The following is a 16,743-nucleotide window of genomic DNA, read 5'->3' as shown; positions in this document are numbered from 1 at the left end:
GTTGCAGTCCAAGGAAGTACCCATGCGCGCTCTTCTGTTCGCCGCCCTCACGATGGTGACCCTGCCGACCATGGCCGAAAAACTCACCATCGAACGCATCTTCGACGGCGGCAGCCTCGCCGGCCCCGCGCCGCGCGGCCTGCAGATCTCGCCGGACGGCAGCCGCATCACCTTCCTGCGCGCGCGGCCGGACGACCAGTTCCAGCTGGACCTGTGGGAATACCGGCCCAAGGACAACAGCACGCGCATGCTGGTCGATTCGCGCAAGCTGGAGCCGCAGGGCGAGCAGCTGTCGGATGCGGAAAAGGCCCGCCGCGAGCGCGCCCGCACCGCCGGGCTGCACGGCATCCTCAGCTACCAGTGGTCGCCGGACGGCAGGCAGCTGCTGTTTCCCATTGGCGGCAAGCTGTACCTGTACGACCTGGCCGCGGCCAGGCCGGCGCCGCGCGCGCTGGAGACCGGCGGCGATGCGATCGATCCGAAGATTTCGCCCAAGGGCCGCTACGTCTCCTACGTGCGCGACCAGAACCTGTGGGTGATCGACCTGGAAAGCGGCGACGCGCGCCAGCTCACCCGCGACGGCGGCGGCACCGTGCACAACGGCGAGGCCGAGTTCGTCGCGCAGGAGGAAATGGGCCGCAGCAGCGGCTACTGGTGGGCGCCGGACGACAGCGCCATCGCCTTCGAGCGCTATGACGAGGCCAAGGTGCCGGTGGTCAAGCGCACCGAGGTGTATGCCGACCGCACCGACGTGATCGAGCAGCGCTATCCGGCCGCGGGCGATCCCAACGTGGCGGTGAAGCTGGGCCTGGTCGCGCCCACCGGCGGCGCGCCGCGCTGGGTGGATCTGGGCAAGGACGGCGACATCTACCTGGTGCGCGTGAACTGGCTGCCGGACGGCAAGCACCTGAGCTACCAGCGCATGCCGCGCAGCCAGCAGAAGCTGGAGCTGCGCCTGGTGGATGCGAAGACGCTGGCGCAGCGCAGCCTGCTCACCGACACCAGCAACACCTGGATCAACCTCAACGACGACCTGCGCTTTCTCAAGGACGGCAAGAGCTTCCTGTGGGGCAGCGAGCGCAGCGGCTTCCATCATCTGTACCTGTACGGCATCGACGGCAAGCTCAGGCATCCGGTGAGCCAGGGCGAATGGCAGATCGACGGCGTGCTGGCGGTGGACGAGCATGCGGGCACGGTCTACGTCGGCTCGAACCGCGACTTCGTGCCGGATCACCAGGTTTACGCGCTGAAGCTGGACGGCAGCACGGCCAGTGCGCCGGTGCGCATCAGCAAGGGCGACGGCAGCCATATCGCCGAGTTCGCGCCGAATGCCGCGTTCTACCTGGACACCTATTCCAGCGCCGACACGCCGCCGCAGGTCAGCGTGCACAAGCCGGACGGCGCCTTCCTCAGCTGGATCGAGCAGAACAAGCTCGACGAGAAGCATCCGTTCTGGCCTTACCGCGCCAGCCTGATCAAGCCGGAGTTCGGCACGCTGAAGAGCGCGGACGGGCAGACGCTGTACTACCGCCTGTACAAGCCGGCGGGTTTCGATCCGACCAAGAAATACCCGGTATTCGACACCTACTACGGCGGCCCGCACGCGCAGCTGGTGGCCAATGGCTGGGGCGACTACTTCAACCAGTACATGGCCAACCAGGGCTATGTGGTGTTCACCCTGGACAACCGCGGCATGGCGCGGCGCGGCCGCAAGTTCGAGGATCCGATCTACGAACAGCTCGGCGCCGCCGAGGTGGACGACCAGCTCGCCGGCATCGACTGGCTGAAGGCGCAGCCCTGGGTCGATGGACGCCGCATCGGCGTGTTCGGCTGGAGCTACGGCGGCTACATGACCACCATGCTGCTGGCCAAGGCTTCGAAGGAGATCGCCGGCGGCGTGGCGGTGGCGCCCGTCACCGACTGGCGCCTGTACGACACCTTCTATACCGAGCGCTACCTCGGCCGCCCGCAGGACAACGAAGCCGGCTATACGCGCAGCAGCCCGTTCGCCTGGCTCGACGGCCTGACCAGCAAGCTGTACCTGGTGCACGGCATGGCCGACGACAACGTACTGTTCGTCAACTCGACCAAGCTGATGGCCGAGCTGCAGAAGCGCGGCACGCAATTCCAGTTCATGGCCTACCCCGGTGCCAAGCACGGCTTGAACCTGCCGGGGCAGCGCAGCCATGTGTACCACCTGATCGCGAACTTCTTCGATCGCGAGATCAAGGGTGCTGCCTTGCCGGCGGCGCCGAAGCCGGCGGCCGCGGCTTCGGTCGCGCCTTAAGCAGAAAAGCCCGCCGGTCGGCGGGCTTTTTTTAAGCGGTGCCGCGGATTACTTGCTGATGCTGGGGCCGCGGATCGGATCGGCGCGGACCTTGCCGTCCACTTCCACGTTGATGACCCCGGGCTGCGCGCGGAAGCGCACCATGCCCTCTTCCGCCGACATGCCTTCCGGCAGCAGCACCACGACGGCCGGCGCCCAGCCGATGTCGCGCACATAAGTGGCACCGGCGGCATCGCAGGCGGTGCGCATGGTTTCGAGCGGAGTGCCGTCGCGGAAGCTGACGATCAGCTGCACCCGCGTGGCGGGTTGGGACGGCGTGGACGTGGCGGTGCTGTCGGTGTCGGCCATGACGATGGAGCTCCCTGGCGTGTCGGAGGCGCAGGCCGTGCTGCCCGCGCCGATCAGAAAGAACAGAAGGTACAGCTTGCGGCGGCCCGGCAAGGCGTCATCCATCACGCAATGCGGACCTGGCGCGGCGCGCTCACTGGGCGTGGCCGCCGACGCCCGAATCGCCCTGTTCCAGCGGCGGCGCCGTGCCGGCCACGGCCAGCAGGGCCAGCGCGTAGCCGTCCTCGATGCTGACGGTGGACACCTCGTCCCAGGAGAAGAACGAAGCCTCGCGCAGCCATTCGGCGTCGGGGCTGATCTCCTGCATGTAGAAACCGTCGTCCTCGAAGGAAATCAGCTTGCCGATGTAGCAGACCTCGGCCTCGTCCTCGCTGTCCACGTGCACGCCGATCACCGGCGCCTGCTTGGCGGCGGCCTGCACCACCTCGCGGATATCGTCCAGCGGGAAACCGCGCGGCGGCCGCGGCAGCAGCTGCTTCATGGCCAGGGCTTTCTCCATGAAGGGGGCGTGCTTGTCGGGCGCTTCCAGCTCGGTGATGTCGCGGTGCCGCATCACGTACATGCCGTCGTACGTGATGGCGTCGCCGACCACCCACAGCAGGAAGAATTCGCGGCCGACCCCGCCCACATAGCCGCAGAAGCTGCCGTGTTCGAGTTCACCGCGCCATAGACGGACCAGCTGTTGCTGCTGCTGCGCCTCGCGCAGCTGAGCGCGCTGGCCCGTCGTCTTAAGTTCGATCACCTTTCCCATACACCACGAATTCTATCAGCGGGGGTCTTTCCCCATGTTTACAGGATGTAGCGGCTCAGGTCCTCGTCCTTGACCAGGCTCGCCAGGTTCTTATCGACATATTCGGCGTCGATCAGGTATTTTTCGCCGGATTTGTCGGCAGCTTCGAAGGAGATTTTCTCCAGCAGCCGCTCCATCACGGTATGCAGGCGGCGGGCGCCGATGTTCTCGGTGCGTTCGTTCACCTGGAAGGCGACCTCGGCCAGCCGGTTCACCCCCGACTCCGTGAATTCGATCGTCACGCTCTCGGTGCCGAGCAGGGCCACGTACTGCTTGGTCAGCGCGTTGTGCGGCTCGCTCAGGATGCGCTGGAAGTCGTCCACCGACAGCGCGGACAGTTCCACGCGGATCGGCAGGCGGCCCTGCAGCTCCGGAATCAGGTCGGAGGGCTTGGCCAGCGAGAACGCGCCCGAGGCGATGAACAGCATGTGGTCGGTCTTGATCGGGCCGTACTTGGTCGACACGGTGGAACCTTCCACCAGCGGCAGCAGGTCGCGCTGCACGCCTTCACGGCTGACGCCGGCGCCGCCCCATTCGGAGCGCTGGGCGATCTTGTCGATCTCGTCGATGAAGACGATGCCGTTCTGCTCGGCGACGTAGACCGCCTGCGCGCGGATCTCGTCGTCGTTGAGCAGCTTGCCGGCTTCCTCGTCGATCAGCAGCGGGCGCGCGACCTTGATCGCCAGCTTGCGCTTCTGCGACTTGGCGCCGCCGATGTTCTGGAACATCTGGCGCAGCTGCTGGCCCATTTCCTCCATGCCGGGCGGCGACATGATCTCCACGCCCACGTTCATGGCGAAATCCAGCTCGATCTCGCGCTCGTCCAGCGCGCCTTCGCGCAGCTGCTTGCGCAGCTTCTGGCGAGTATCGTTCTCGATCGCCGGCGCCTGCTCGTGGTCCTGCGACCAGTCGGTGGGCGACTGGCGGCGCGGCAGCAGGGCGTCGAGGATGCGGTCCTCGGCGCGGTCTTCCGCCTGCGAACGCACGCGCTTGACCGCCTGCTCGCGGGTGAGCTTGTAGGACACGTCGGCCAGGTCGCGGACGATCGATTCCACATCTTTGCCGACATAGCCGACCTCGGTGAACTTGGTCGCTTCCACCTTCACGAACGGCGCATTGGCCAGGCTGGCCAGGCGGCGCGCGATCTCGGTCTTGCCCACGCCGGTGGGGCCGATCATCAGGATGTTCTTCGGCGTCACTTCGTCGCGCAGGTTCGGCTCCAGCTGCATGCGGCGCCAGCGGTTGCGCAGCGCGATCGCCACGGCGCGCTTGGCGTCGTGCTGGCCGATGATGTAGCGGTCGAGTTCGTTGACGATTTCGCGGGGAGTGAGTTCGGACATGGCTTTTGCTCGGGGAACGGGGACCGGGGATCAGGGAAACGGGTAGCGAAGCAACAGCGAACGGGCTCCCGTTCCCTGTTCCCCGTTCCCCGCAGACGTCACAGCTCTTCGATCGTCGTGTTGTGGTTGGTATAGATGCAGATGTCGCCGGCGATCTTCAGCGCGCGCTCGACGATCTGCCGCGCGTCCAGCTCGGTGTTCTCCAGCAGCGCCAGCGCCGCGGACTGCGCATAGGGGCCGCCGGAACCGATCGCGATCAGGCCGTGTTCGGGTTCGAGCACGTCGCCGTTGCCGGAGATCAGCAGCGAGGCGTCGCGGTCGGCCACCGAAAGCATGGCTTCCAGGCGGCCCAGGCGGCGGTCGGTGCGCCATTCCTTGGCCATTTCCACCGCGGCGCGGGTGAGGTTGCCGCTGTGCTTGGCCAGCTTTTCCTCGAACAGCTCGAACAGGGTGAAGGCGTCGGCGGTGGCGCCGGCGAAACCGGCCAGCACGTCGCCCTTGCCGAGGCGGCGGATCTTGCGCGCATTGGCCTTCATCACCGTATTGCCCAGGGTGACCTGGCCGTCGCCGCCGATCACGACGCGGCCATTGCGGCGGACCGAAACGATGGTGGTGGCGTGGAACGATTCCATGGGGAGCTGCCTCGGATGCGGAGCACAGGATGTGGGGAGAGCGCGGCCCAAACCCAAGTCCATGACGTCCGCCACCGGCGGCCGCGGCGCAAGAGATTGCTGCTACGCAGCATGGGAATTCGGACTTTTTGCGATTGACAGCAGCCTTCACACGCTTTTTACTGCGGGAAGAGGGGTTCCGCCGCATGAACTTGTGGCGGGCGAGAGGGAGGAAGGCGTCTCACGGGGAAACGGCCCAGCAGGGCCGTGCGAGAAGCCTCACATCGCCGCAGCGAACCGGGCAGTCATGCCGAAAAGATCTGGCTTGGAATTTGGATCGATCCATATTCTGTAGTTCGGAATTTAGATCGATTCAAATTCGTAAGAGACTGATTTCAAAAGGCAGTGATCGTCCCGCTCGCGTCCGGCTGCATGGGAGCGACCCCTCGAAGTCCGGTTTTTCCGCCCGCGTGGGTGGGCCGGGTCCGCCCCGCAAGGGGTGTCATGGGGAGATCACAACCAATGTCGAGCAGTAGCAATTCGAGCAGGAGATCGTTGGGCGGTCCGCTGCGTCTGAGCGTGCTGGCCCTGGCTCTGGGCAGCTGTTTCGTCGGTACCGCCGCCTTGGCGCAGTCCAATGCCTCCGGTGCCATCTTCGGCCGCACCGAAGCCGCACCGGGTACCACGGTGCATGTCGAGAATCCTTCCACCGGCATCAGCCGCGACGTCGCGGTGGATGCGGACGGCCGCTATCGCGCCGGTTCGCTGCCGGTGGGCGTGTACAAAGTGACCGTGCAGCGCAACGGCCAGACCGTGGACAGCCGCGACGCCGTCCAGGTCAACGTCGGCACCAGTACCGAAGTGACCTTCGGCGCGGCCGCCACCGCCGGCAGCGGCGCCAGGAATCTTGAAGGCGTGAGCGTGGTGGCCAGCGCCGTGCCGGCCATCGACGTGTCCTCGGTGGACACGCGCACCGTGCTCAATGCCGAACAGCTGCGCCGCCTGCCGATGCCGCAGACGGTGAACGCCGCGGTGCTGCTGGCGCCGGGTGCGGTGAATGCCGACTCGCGCTACGGCAATGCCGTTTCGCTGGGCGGTTCGTCCGCGGCGGAGAACCAGTACTACGTCAACGGCTTCCCGGTGACCAATCCGCTCACCGGCCTGGGCGCCACCAGCCTGCCGTTCAACTCGATCGAACAGGAACAGGTGTTCACCGGCGGCTACGGCGCCGAGTACGGCCGCTCGACCGGCGGCGTGGTCAACATCGTGACCAAGCGCGGCACCAACGAATGGAAGGGCGGCATGCAGGTGCTGTACACGCCCGCCGGCCTGCGCGAGACCGAGCAGCCCACCTACCGCCCCGGCGACGGCGCGCAGATCACCGGCCGCGACAAGCACTCGGCCAAGCTGTGGGAAACCACCTATGCCGCCTACCTGGGCGGTGCGCTGATCCAGGACAAGCTGTTCTTCTTCGGCGCCGCCGAGCGCATCAAGTCGGAGAACGACACCTACTCGCTCAGCAAGAACACCACCCGCTCGTACAACACCAACAAGACCAACCGCTGGCTGGCCAAGGTCGACTGGAACATCACCGACAACCACATCATCGAGTTGACCGGCCTGAGCGACACCGCGTCCACCTACGCCGACCAGTTCGTCTACGACGGCGTCAACGACATCCAGTACAACCACAAGGGCTGGCGCAGCCAGAAGAACCAGGGCACGGCCGGCTCCTCGCCGGGCGGCCAGGTCTACGTGGGCCGCTACACCGGCTACATCACCGACAACCTCACGGTGGATGCGCTGTACGGCAAGGAGCGCACCGACCACGTCGACCTCACCTCCGGTTCCAGCTGCACGTACTTCCAGGACAACCGCGACAGCGTGCCGCCGTCGCAGCGCCTGCAGGGCTGCAACATCTCCAGCGGCATCGCCGCGCCGGGCGCGTACGACGAAACCAACGGCTGGCATCTGAACCTGGAATACCGCCTGGGCAGCCACGACCTGCGCGCCGGTGTCGACCACTACAACGTCACCTCGCTCAACGGTTCGGACACCTCCGGCGGCGTGGGCTGGTTCTATTACGACAACCCGGCCAGCGGCGTGATCGAATCGCGCGGCAACCTGGCGGTGCCGCCGGGCCACACCGGCATCGTCGAGCGCTATGTGTTCCGCGCCATCGGCCAGGCCAAGGTGCGCCAGCAGGCGCAGTACCTCGAAGACCACTGGCAGGTGACCGACCGTTGGCTGGCCTATGTGGGCCTGCGCAACGAGCAGTTCGAGAACCTCAACGCCGACAACGACGTGTTCGCCAAGCAGCGCCACCAGCTGGCGCCGCGCCTGGGCCTGTCGTGGGACGTGATGGGCGATTCCAGCCTGAAGATCTACGCCAACGCCGGCCGCTACCACCTGGCGATCCCGAACAACGTCGCTGTGCGCGGCGCGTCCGGCTCGCTGTACGAAACCCAGTGGGGCACCTACGACGGCGCGGTCAACACCAACGGCACGCCGCCGAACTGGCATCCGATCGAAAACGTGGTCTACGCCAACGGTGCCGACGGTACCCCGCCCGACCCGCGCTCGATCTCGGCGCAGAACCTCAAGGCCTACTACCAGGACGAGTACATCCTGGGCTTCGACCAGCAGTTCGCCGACCATTGGACCTTCGGCGCCAAGGTGCGCTACCGCAAGCTGCGCAGCATCATCGACGACTGGTGCGACGACCGCCCGTTCATCAAGTGGGCCGCCGACCACGGCGTGAACTACGCCGATCCGTCGCCGGCCTGCTACATCATCAACCCGGGCGCGTCCAACCGCTTCCTGATCGACCTCGACGGCGACGGCAAGCTGGAAGACATCAAGCTCAGCAAGAACGACATCGGCCTGCCGGAAGCCAAGCGCAAGTACTACGCGCTCGACGCCTACCTGGAGCATCGCTTCGACGGCAAGTGGTACGGCCGCCTCGACTACACCTTCTCGCGCAGCTACGGCAACTCCGAAGGCCTGCTCAAGTCCGACATCGGCCAGCTCGATCCGTCCGTGACGCAGGACTGGGACCACAAGGAGCTGATGATCGGCTCGAACGGCCCCGAGGCCAACGACCGCACGCACCAGGTCCGTGCCTACGGCTACTACCAGATCAACCCCGAGTGGCTGGTCAGCGCCAACGTGCTGATCCAGTCGGGCCGTCCGAAGAACTGCATCGGCGTGTACCCGGGCGACATCCCGGCCGACATGAACTACGGCGCCTCGTACTTCTACTGCAAGGGCCAGCCGACGCCGCGCGGCAGCCAGGGCCGCCTGCCGTGGACGTACCGCCTGGATCTGGGCGTGCAGTACGCGCCGTCGTTCGCCAGGAACAACCTGACCTTCAGCGCCACCGTGGTCAACGTGTTCGACAAGCAGACGGTGCAGAGCATCAACGAGTCGGGCGAAACCGGCAGCGGCGCGCCCAACCTCAGCTACACCCAGCCCCTGTCGTACCAGACGCCGCGCTACATCCAGTTCGGCGCCCGCTACGACTTCAGCCTGTAAACGCGCAACCGCGAGCGCCACGGCGGCGGAAGATCGCCGTGGCGGCTCTCCCCTTTGACCACCGCTGGCCGGTGGTCTTTTTTTTGGCTCCAGCGCCGCGTCGTAGGTTGGGGTGAGCCACAGGCGAACCCCAACAATGCGGAATGGCTGAAGGCCGCGACGTCGGGGTTCGCCCGCGGCTCACCCCAACCTACCCTTTGCGCTTCGCCCGTGGATGCGCCGCGTCGTACACCTTGGCCAGGTGCTGGAAATCCAGGTGGGTGTAGATCTGCGTGGTGGCGATGTCGGCGTGGCCGAGCAGTTCCTGCACGGCGCGCAGGTCGCCGGAGGATTCCAGCATGTGGCTGGCGAAGGTATGGCGCAGCAGATGCGGGTGCACGCGCTTGGCGAAACCTTGCGCAAGCGCCAGCTGCTTCAGGCGCGCCTGCACCGTGCGCGGACTGATCGGCGCACCGCCGCGGCCGCGGAACACCGGGGATTCCGGCGTCTTCTGCCCGGTCTCGCCCAATGCACGCAAGGCCGTCACCGCATGCCGACCCACCGGCACGATGCGCGTCTTGCTGCCCTTGCCGAGCACGCGCACCTCGCCGGCTTCCAGGTCCAGGTCCAGCCAGCGCAGCCCGACCAGTTCGGAAAGGCGCAGGCCCGAGGAATAGAACAGTTCCAGCATCGCGCGATCGCGCACGCCCAGCGCGCCGTCGCCGCCCGATTCCACCAGCGTGGTGGCTTCGTCCACGTCCAGCACCTGCGGCAGCTTGCGGTGCACCTTCGGGCCGCGCACGCCGGCCACCGGATCGTTGTCGAGCAGGCCCTCGCGCCGCAGCTGGCGGAACAGGCTGCGGCAGGACGACAACAGGCGCTGCAGGCTCTTCGGCGCAAGGCCGGCGCGATGCTCGGCGGCGACGAAGCCGCGCATGCGGTGCGCATCCAGGCGCGAGAACGCATCGATCTGCTGGGCTTCCATCCAGCGCAGCAGCTTGTCGAGATCCCGCCGGTAGCCATCCACCGTATGCGGCGAGGCCTTGCGCTCGCCGGCGAGGCGGGCGAGCCAGGCCTCGACCTGGCCGCGCGGGTCCATGCTCAGGCGCCGTCCCGCGAGCGTTGCAGGGCGGCGGTCACGGTGGCGGCGATCATCTTCAGGAACACCGTGCCCATGCCGGGTTGGAAGCGGTCCTGATCGCGGCTGCCGATCGCCAGCATGCCCAGGCCGTCCAGCGGCATCAGCGCGGACGAGTGGATCTGCGGCGCTTCGTCGCCGAACAGGCGGTACAGGCGTTCGGCGGAAAGGCGGCCGGCGACCGGTTCGTGATGGGCGAAGAACTCGGCGAATTCCGGCAGCGCCTTCGGGCCGCCGGGCGCGCGCACCAGCCAGTCCGCCGGCGGCAGCTCCAGGTCGTACACCAGCAGGCGCACCTGGTCGGTCTGGAAATCCTCGGCCAGCCGCGCGATCACGCTGCGCGCGGCCACGGCCGGCGTGCCGGCGCGCAGCACGGCGACGTTGAGCTCGTGGATGCGCTGCATCAGCCGCTCGTTCTCGGCCGCGATGCGGGTCAGCTCCGCCAGCCGGCGTTCCAGCTCGGCATTCTTCTCGCGCAGGTTCTGCGTCTGGTAGGCCGCCAGCGAGGCGACCTGGCCCTGCTCGCGCGGCAGTTCCAGCTGCCCGGCCAGTTCGGGGAATTCATTGAGGAAGCCCGGATGGCGGCGCAGATAGGCCGCCACCTCGTTGGCCGTGAGGGTGTCGTCCAGAGCGGTGTCGGTCATGCGCGGGTACCTCGTCAACCGGTGCGGCCGGTTCGCTGCCCGGTCCGGAGTGTGTGCTGCCCCGGGCGGCGCTTCAATGCGCCCCGCCCAGCCATTCGCCTTCGAACGCGAAGGCGGCCGGCCCGGTCATCCACAAGGTGTGGCCGGGCCCTTGCCAATCGATCTGCAGGCGGCCGCCGGGCAGGTCCACCTGCACGCTGTCGTCCACTTCGCCGCGCTGGCGCAGCACCGCCATCGCGGCGCAGGCGCCGGTGCCGCAGGCGCGCGTCCAGCCGCTGCCGCGCTCGTGCACGCGCAGGCGCAGATGGGCGCGGTCCACGATGCGCACGAAGCCGGCGTTGACGCCTTGCTTGAAACGCGGATGCGCGGTGAGCGCTGGACCCAGGCGGTACAGCTCGGGCGCGCCCAGGTCGTCCACCGCCACCACCGCGTGCGGATTGCCCATCGACACGGCGCCGATCTCCAGCGTGTGGCCGTCGGTGTCCAGCGTGTAGCGTTCGGACGGTGCGGCGGCATCGAAGGGAATCTGCGCCGGTGCGAAGGCCGGCTCGCCCATGTCCACCGTGACGCGGTCCGCCGCCAGCAGGCGCACCGCGACCGGACCGGACGGGCTTTCCAGCCGCACCGTCTCGCCCAGCGGCAACTCGCCCGCGCGGTGCAGCCAGGCGGCCACGCAGCGCACGCCGTTGCCGCACTGGCCCGAGGGCGTGCCATCGGCGTTCCAGATGCCGTAATAGAAGCGGCAGGACGGATCGCGCGGCGCCTCGATGCTGATCAGCTGGTCGAAGCCCACGCCGCCATGGCGGTCGGCCATGGCGCGGATTTCTTCGGCGTCCAGCGCAAAGCCTGACGCGCGGGCATCGACCATGGCGAAGTCGTTGCCGATGCCGTGCATCTTGGAAAAGCGCAGCGTCATCGCTTGCCTCAGTGCGAAGCCGGCTGCGCCGCGGTGGCGGCCGGGGCCGGCGGCATGGTGGTGGGCGTCTGCGTGGGCTGCGGCGGCACGGTATTGGCCGGTGCGGGCGCCGGCTTCGGCGGCGGCATGTACAGCGGGCCCTTGTTGCCGCAGCCCGAAAGCGCGGCGGCGGCGACGCAGAGCAGCGGAAGCAGCAGGATGGATCGGCGCATGGGGGTGGGTTCCTACGGAGTCCGCGGCAGTATAGCGAGGCGCAGCCGCCGGGCTGCATGAACCGTCCGCGTCCGCATTCCATGACGCACCGCGCACGCCGCCGCACGGAGCGGCCGGCGCGACTCGCTATCATGCGCGCACCGGCCGCACCGCGGCACCGAGAGATCCGAACGACGATGGACTGGAACACGCAGGACTGGACCACGCTGCTGCGCCTGCCCAGCACGATCCTGCTGGCGCTTGCCGCGATCGCCCTGCTGTTCGCCCTGGCCCAGCTGATCGCCTTGCGCGCACGCCTGCAGGCGCGCCAGCGCGCCGCCGCCGCGCTGCGCAGCCTGCTGCTGCTGGCCGGTTTCGCGCTCACCCTGCTGCTGGCCGGCATGGGCTGGAGCCTGCGCGGCTATCGCCTGCTGTCCGAGGAAGCGCCGGTGGTGGATATCGACGCGCGCATCCTGTCGCCGCAGCGCTGGGCGCTCACCCTGCGCTGGCCCGACGGCAGCACGCGCCAGGTGCAGCTGGCCGGCGATGCGTGGCGCGTGGAAGCGGTGGTGTTGAAGTGGAAGACGCCGGCCCTGCTGGCCGGCCTGCCGCCGCTGTACCGGCTGGACCGCCTCAGCGGCCGCTACGACGACGCGCAGCAGGAAGCGCAGGCGCCGCGCACGGTGATCGGCTTCGACCAGGCCGGCGCCTTCGACCTGCCGCACTGGCTGCCGGGCGTGGACACCGTGTTCGGCAGCGGCGCCTTCCTGCCGCTGGTCGACGAAGGGCATTACAGCGTGAGCCTGATGCGCACCGGCGCGCTGGTGGCGCGGCCGGACGAGGCGACGGAGCGCCGGCTCGGCCAGCCGTTCGGCGGCTGAGCCGCCGCCGCGGCTTCAGCCGAGCGCTTTCTCGTAGCGCCACGCATCGGCGCCGTCTTCGTAATAACTCGCGTAATGGCCGATGCGTGCGTAGCCCAGCCGCTCGTACAGGCGGATCGCCGCGTGGTTGTCCGTGCGCACTTCCAGCCGCAGCGCATGCCGGCGCTTGCGCCGGGCCGCCAGCTCGGCCGCCTCGATCAGCGCCGAGCCCACGCCCTTGCCGCGCGCCTCGGCCCGGGTGGCGATGGAATACAGCCGCGCCACCTTGCTGCCCTTGCGGAAGAACACCACCGCGGTGCCGAGGAAACGCCGGTGATTGGCGCTGGCCACCAGCACCTGCGCGCTTTCGCTGTCCAGGTGGCGGCGGTACTGGGCACGGCTCAGGCGGTCGCCGGCGAAGCTCTGCTCCTCCAGCGCGACCAGGTCGTCCAGGTCGGAAAGCTCGGCACGTCGCACACGCACGGCGGCGGTCGCGGGCATGGGGGTCATCGGCGGTGGATTCCGGTGCGGCGGTAACGCGGCGGCGAGGGGCGGAGGGACGAAACGAAGCGCGGCACTCTAGTCCCGTGGCGGTCGCCTCGCAATCGCCCGTGCGTCATGGCCGGCGCGGCGGCGTTTAGACGAGAGTCATCCCACTCCCTTGTGCACGCTCCGGCCTGTGCGAAACTGCGCGCTCCGTGCCGCCCCGTTCCATCGACGAGACGACACCCTCGTCTGCCCAAGCCCAAGGTGCCATGGCCCGGCTCGTCATCGTCGTCGAGAAAGCCTCCGACTGGAGTTCCTACTATCCGTCCGTCGACGTAGTCACGGCGATGGACTACCTGCGCGAGCCGGTCTCCACCGACGACGAACGCACGCAGGTGATCAACCTCTGCCGCAGCTACAAGTACCTGGGCACCGGCTACTACGTGTCGCTGCTGGGCGAGGCGCGCGGCCACAAGGTGATGCCCTCGGTGCGCACGGTGAACGACCTGCGCCGCCGCTCGCTGTACGGCCTGGATATCGAAGACCTCAACCAGAAGCTCACCCACTTCCTGCCCGCCGGCGGGCGCGACACCACCGACTTCGGCATCCTGGTGTACTTCGGCGAGACCGCCTACACCGCGCTGCAGGACCTGGCGCGCCAGGTGTTCGAACTGTTCCCCTGCCCGCTGCTGCGCATCGAGTTCGAGCGCGACCGCGTGTGGCAGGTGAGCTCGATCAAGCCGGTGGGCCTGCACAGCCTGGACGATGCCCAGGAAGACGCCTTCGCCGAGGCGCTGGACCGCTTCTCCAAGAAGCTGTGGCGCAAGCCGCGCGCGCGCAAGCGCTACCGCTACGACATCGCCATGCTGGTGGACCCGAACGAGTCGATGCCGCCTTCGAACAAGAAGGCGCTGAAGTCCTTCATCCAGGCCGGCAAGGAACTGGGCATCGAGGTCGACCCGATCGGCAAGGACGACTACCAGCGCCTGGCCGAGTACGACGGCCTGTTCATCCGCGAGACCACCGCCAGCGACAACCACACCTACCGCTTCGCCCACCGCGCCGAGCGCGAGGGCATGGTGGTGATGGACGACCCCAGCTCCATTCTTCGCTGCACCAACAAGATCTATCTCAACGACCTGATGGTGTCGCGCAAGCTGGCGGTGCCCAAGACCGAGATCCTGTACCGCGAAGACGCCAAGGGCATGAAAGAGATCGCCGCGCGCCTGGGCTATCCGCTGGTGCTGAAGATCCCGGACGGTTCCTTCTCGCGCGGCGTGATGAAGGTGGAGGACGAGCGGGCGCTGGAAAAGGCCGCCGGCGAACTGTTCCAGCACAGCTCGCTGCTGCTGGCGCAGGAATTCCTCTACACCGAATTCGACTGGCGTATCGGCGTGCTCAACCGCGAGGCGCTGTACGCCTGCAAGTACTACATGTCGCGCGGCCACTGGCAGATCTACAACCACGGCGCCAAGGGCACGGACAAGTCCGGCGGCTTCGAGACCATCCCCGTGCGCGACGCGCCCAGCGACGTGGTCAAGCTCGCGCTGAAGGCCACCCAGGGCATCGGCGACGGCCTCTACGGCGTGGACCTCAAGCAGGTCGACGGCAAGCCGGTGGTGATCGAGGTGAACGACAACCCGTCGATCGATGCGGGCGTCGAAGATGCGTACCTGGGCGAGGACCTGTACCTGCGCATCATGCAGGAGTTCCTGCGGCGCATGGAGCGCAAGCGGCTGGGCATCGCCGACTGAGGTCGGGCCGCCCCGGTGTCCTTCCTGGATCACCGGGGCTCGAGGCGCCATTCCCTGCGCCGCGACGACAGGTGCACCGCCAACCCTGGCGACTGCCATCGCGTCCCTTCAGGCGCACATCCCGTACGCCAAAGCTCCACTGCCAAGCGGAAGCCGTTTCGATCAGTGCCACACGGCCTGGCGCGCCCGCGGCCGGCGGCGCAGCACCAGCGCGAGCAGGTCGCGCGGCAGGCGCGGTTCCAGCACCAGCAGCAGGGCCAGCGGCGCACCCAGCAGCCAGAACGCCGGCGTCCAGCCGAGCAGGTCGGTGCGCGCCGGCACCAGGGTGGTCAGCAGCAGCACGGCGCCGGCCAGCAGCCACAGCAGGGCGCCGGCGGCGAGGCGGTGGTGGCGGGCGGCATCGGAGGTCTGCGTGCGCATGGCGGCGGTCCGTCGTGGTCGATGGAGTGAGTTTGCGCGTGGCCCATCTCATAGCCTGCGACCGTTGCAATTACCTCCCAAGGACGAATCCTTCTCCCCCCGGGAGCACGCGGGGAGGGCACAGGGATGTGCCCGGCTGTGAGGAGCGAGGAAGGTGGCGGCAGCCGGATGAGGGTCCGGCCGGAGCGAAGCACATCACTCTTGCGCTCCACCCGCACCCTCACCCCCAACCCCTCTCCCGACGGGAGAGGGGCTTACAATGTGCGGCTGCGGTCGACCATTCAGCCCCGCGTGGCGGCCGCTATTTCTTCCAAGGAGCATTCGATGAGCGCAGCGCAGTTCGCCGTCTTCGGCCACCCGATCGCCCACTCCCTGTCGCCGCAGATCCACCAGGCCTTCGCGCGGCAGTTCGGCATCGCGCTGGAGTACCGCACCATCGATGCCGCGCCGGCCGAATTCGCCGCCGCCGCGCGGCGCTTCTTCGCCGAGGGCGGCCGCGGCGCCAACGTCACCCTGCCGCACAAGGCCGCCGCGTTCGCGCTGGCCGACGAGCGCAGCGAAGCGGCCATGCGCGCCGGCACCGCCAACGTGCTCACCCCGCTGCCGGACGGGCGCATCGCCGCGCACAACACCGACGGCGCCGGCCTGGTGCGCGACCTCACCGAGCGCCACCGCATGGACCTGCGCGGCCACGACGCCCTGCTGCTGGGCGCCGGCGGCGCCGCGCGCGGCGTGGCCTGGTCGCTGCTGGATGCCGGCGTGCGCACGCTGACCATCGTCAACCGCACGCCGGAAACCGCCGACGCACTGGCCGACGCCATCGGCGAGCCGGCGCGCGCGCATACCCGCTACTGGGAAGACCTGGACGACATCGGCAGCTTCGACCTGATCATCAACGCCACCTCGGCCGGCGTGCTGGGCAAGCCGCTGGACCTGCCGTTCGGCTTCGTCGGCAACCGCGCCACCTGCTACGACCTCTCCTACGGCAAGGCCGCCGCCAACTTCGTCGCCTGGGCCCGCGCGGCCAACGCGCTGCATGCCTTCGACGGCCTGGGGATGCTGGTGGAAACCGCCGCCGATGCGTTCGAGCTGTGGCACGGCAAGCGCCCCGACACCGACCCGGTGCACGACGAACTGCGCCGCCAGTACGGCTGAGCCATGAGCCTGGCCTGCCGCCCCGGCTGCGGCGCCTGTTGCATCGCGCCGTCGATCAGCTCGCCGATCCCCGGCATGCCCCAGGGCAAGCCGGCCGGGGTGCGCTGCATCCAGCTCACCGGGGACAACCGCTGCGCCATCTTCGGTCGGCCCGAACGACCGGCGGTGTGCTCGCGGCTGCGGCCAGAAGCGGCGATGTGCGGCGGCGGCAGCGCGCATGCCTTGCGCTATCTGGCGGCGACGGAAGCGGCCACAGCGTAACGCCGATGGAACAGCTTCGATGGAAGCG

Annotated in this window: 16 protein-coding genes; 6 read left to right on the top strand and 10 right to left on the bottom strand. The window is 68.2% G+C overall.

Annotated elements, in window-relative coordinates; translation table 11 throughout:
* The first annotated feature begins 22 nt into the window (after nucleotides 1-22).
* Nucleotides 23-2,287: a S9 family peptidase gene (locus ISN75_RS22305; RefSeq protein WP_168648816.1), complete on the top strand. Its 2,265-nt coding sequence runs from the start codon at nucleotides 23-25 to the stop codon at nucleotides 2,285-2,287.
* 48 nt (nucleotides 2,288-2,335) lie between these two features.
* On the opposite strand, the gene ISN75_RS22300 is transcribed toward ISN75_RS22305, so the two are convergent.
* The 4 genes from ISN75_RS22300 to hslV form a co-directional block, all read right to left on the bottom strand.
* Complete coding sequence (locus tag ISN75_RS22300) at nucleotides 2,336-2,740, bottom strand: S8 family serine peptidase (RefSeq protein ID WP_168648815.1); 405 nt, start codon at nucleotides 2,738-2,740, stop codon at nucleotides 2,336-2,338.
* 28 nt (nucleotides 2,741-2,768) lie between these two features.
* Entirely contained in the window at nucleotides 2,769-3,386 is a 618-nt protein-coding gene (locus ISN75_RS22295; RefSeq protein WP_167252885.1) for a hypothetical protein, read from the bottom strand.
* A gap of 38 nt (nucleotides 3,387-3,424) precedes the next feature.
* Nucleotides 3,425-4,765 carry an ATP-dependent protease ATPase subunit HslU gene (gene hslU / locus ISN75_RS22290; RefSeq protein WP_167252886.1) on the bottom strand — a complete coding sequence of 447 codons (1,341 nt, stop codon included), beginning with the start codon at nucleotides 4,763-4,765 and terminating at the stop codon, nucleotides 3,425-3,427.
* 98 nt (nucleotides 4,766-4,863) lie between these two features.
* Nucleotides 4,864-5,397, bottom strand: a complete 534-nt coding sequence (gene hslV, locus ISN75_RS22285; RefSeq protein ID WP_167252887.1) for an ATP-dependent protease subunit HslV — start codon at nucleotides 5,395-5,397, stop codon at nucleotides 4,864-4,866.
* Between the two features lie 534 nt (nucleotides 5,398-5,931).
* On the opposite strand from hslV, the gene ISN75_RS22280 reads away from it, so the two are divergent.
* On the top strand, nucleotides 5,932-8,910 hold the full coding sequence (locus ISN75_RS22280; RefSeq protein WP_168648814.1) for a TonB-dependent receptor: 2,979 nt from the start codon (nucleotides 5,932-5,934) through the stop codon (nucleotides 8,908-8,910).
* 190 nt (nucleotides 8,911-9,100) lie between these two features.
* Here the strand turns inward: ISN75_RS22280 and xerC are convergent, their stop codons facing one another.
* The 4 genes from xerC to lptM form a co-directional block, all read right to left on the bottom strand.
* A complete protein-coding gene (gene xerC / locus ISN75_RS22275) occupies nucleotides 9,101-9,988 on the bottom strand; it encodes a tyrosine recombinase XerC (protein WP_168648813.1) in 888 nt (295 codons plus the stop codon).
* A 2-nt stretch (nucleotides 9,989-9,990) separates the two neighbouring features.
* Nucleotides 9,991-10,671: a DUF484 family protein gene (locus ISN75_RS22270; RefSeq protein WP_167252890.1), complete on the bottom strand. Its 681-nt coding sequence runs from the start codon at nucleotides 10,669-10,671 to the stop codon at nucleotides 9,991-9,993.
* Between the two features lie 73 nt (nucleotides 10,672-10,744).
* Complete coding sequence (gene dapF / locus ISN75_RS22265; protein ID WP_343820431.1) at nucleotides 10,745-11,587, bottom strand: diaminopimelate epimerase; 843 nt, start codon at nucleotides 11,585-11,587, stop codon at nucleotides 10,745-10,747.
* Between the two features lie 8 nt (nucleotides 11,588-11,595).
* Entirely contained in the window at nucleotides 11,596-11,799 is a 204-nt protein-coding gene (gene lptM / locus ISN75_RS22260; protein WP_343820433.1) for an LPS translocon maturation chaperone LptM, read from the bottom strand.
* Between the two features lie 177 nt (nucleotides 11,800-11,976).
* Between lptM and ISN75_RS22255 the strand changes: the two genes are divergently transcribed.
* A complete protein-coding gene (locus tag ISN75_RS22255) occupies nucleotides 11,977-12,660 on the top strand; it encodes a hypothetical protein (protein WP_167252893.1) in 684 nt (227 codons plus the stop codon).
* A 15-nt stretch (nucleotides 12,661-12,675) separates the two neighbouring features.
* On the opposite strand, the gene ISN75_RS22250 is transcribed toward ISN75_RS22255, so the two are convergent.
* Entirely contained in the window at nucleotides 12,676-13,149 is a 474-nt protein-coding gene (locus ISN75_RS22250) for a GNAT family N-acetyltransferase (protein ID WP_167252894.1), read from the bottom strand.
* 245 nt (nucleotides 13,150-13,394) lie between these two features.
* Here ISN75_RS22250 and ISN75_RS22245 point away from each other — a divergent pair, with 245 nt between their 5' ends.
* A complete protein-coding gene (locus ISN75_RS22245) occupies nucleotides 13,395-14,879 on the top strand; it encodes a RimK family protein (protein WP_167252895.1) in 1,485 nt (494 codons plus the stop codon).
* Nucleotides 14,880-15,041: 162 nt separating this feature from the next.
* On the opposite strand, the gene ISN75_RS22240 is transcribed toward ISN75_RS22245, so the two are convergent.
* Entirely contained in the window at nucleotides 15,042-15,299 is a 258-nt protein-coding gene (locus tag ISN75_RS22240) for a hypothetical protein (protein ID WP_343820435.1), read from the bottom strand.
* Between the two features lie 324 nt (nucleotides 15,300-15,623).
* Between ISN75_RS22240 and aroE the strand changes: the two genes are divergently transcribed.
* Together aroE and ISN75_RS22230 are read left to right on the top strand one after the other, a co-directional pair.
* The gene (gene aroE, locus ISN75_RS22235; RefSeq protein WP_343820436.1) at nucleotides 15,624-16,454 is read left to right on the top strand and encodes a shikimate dehydrogenase; all 831 of its coding nucleotides are present in this window, start codon (nucleotides 15,624-15,626) and stop codon (nucleotides 16,452-16,454) included.
* Between the two features lie 3 nt (nucleotides 16,455-16,457).
* On the top strand, nucleotides 16,458-16,715 hold the full coding sequence (locus tag ISN75_RS22230; RefSeq protein WP_168648809.1) for a YkgJ family cysteine cluster protein: 258 nt from the start codon (nucleotides 16,458-16,460) through the stop codon (nucleotides 16,713-16,715).
* Nucleotides 16,716-16,743: the final 28 nt, after the last annotated feature.

Origin of the sequence: Dyella marensis, from assembly GCF_049532885.1 — a bacterium.
Lineage (GTDB): Bacteria > Pseudomonadota > Gammaproteobacteria > Xanthomonadales > Rhodanobacteraceae > Dyella_D > Dyella_D marensis.
This window is presented reverse-complemented; position numbering and strand designations above follow the sequence as displayed.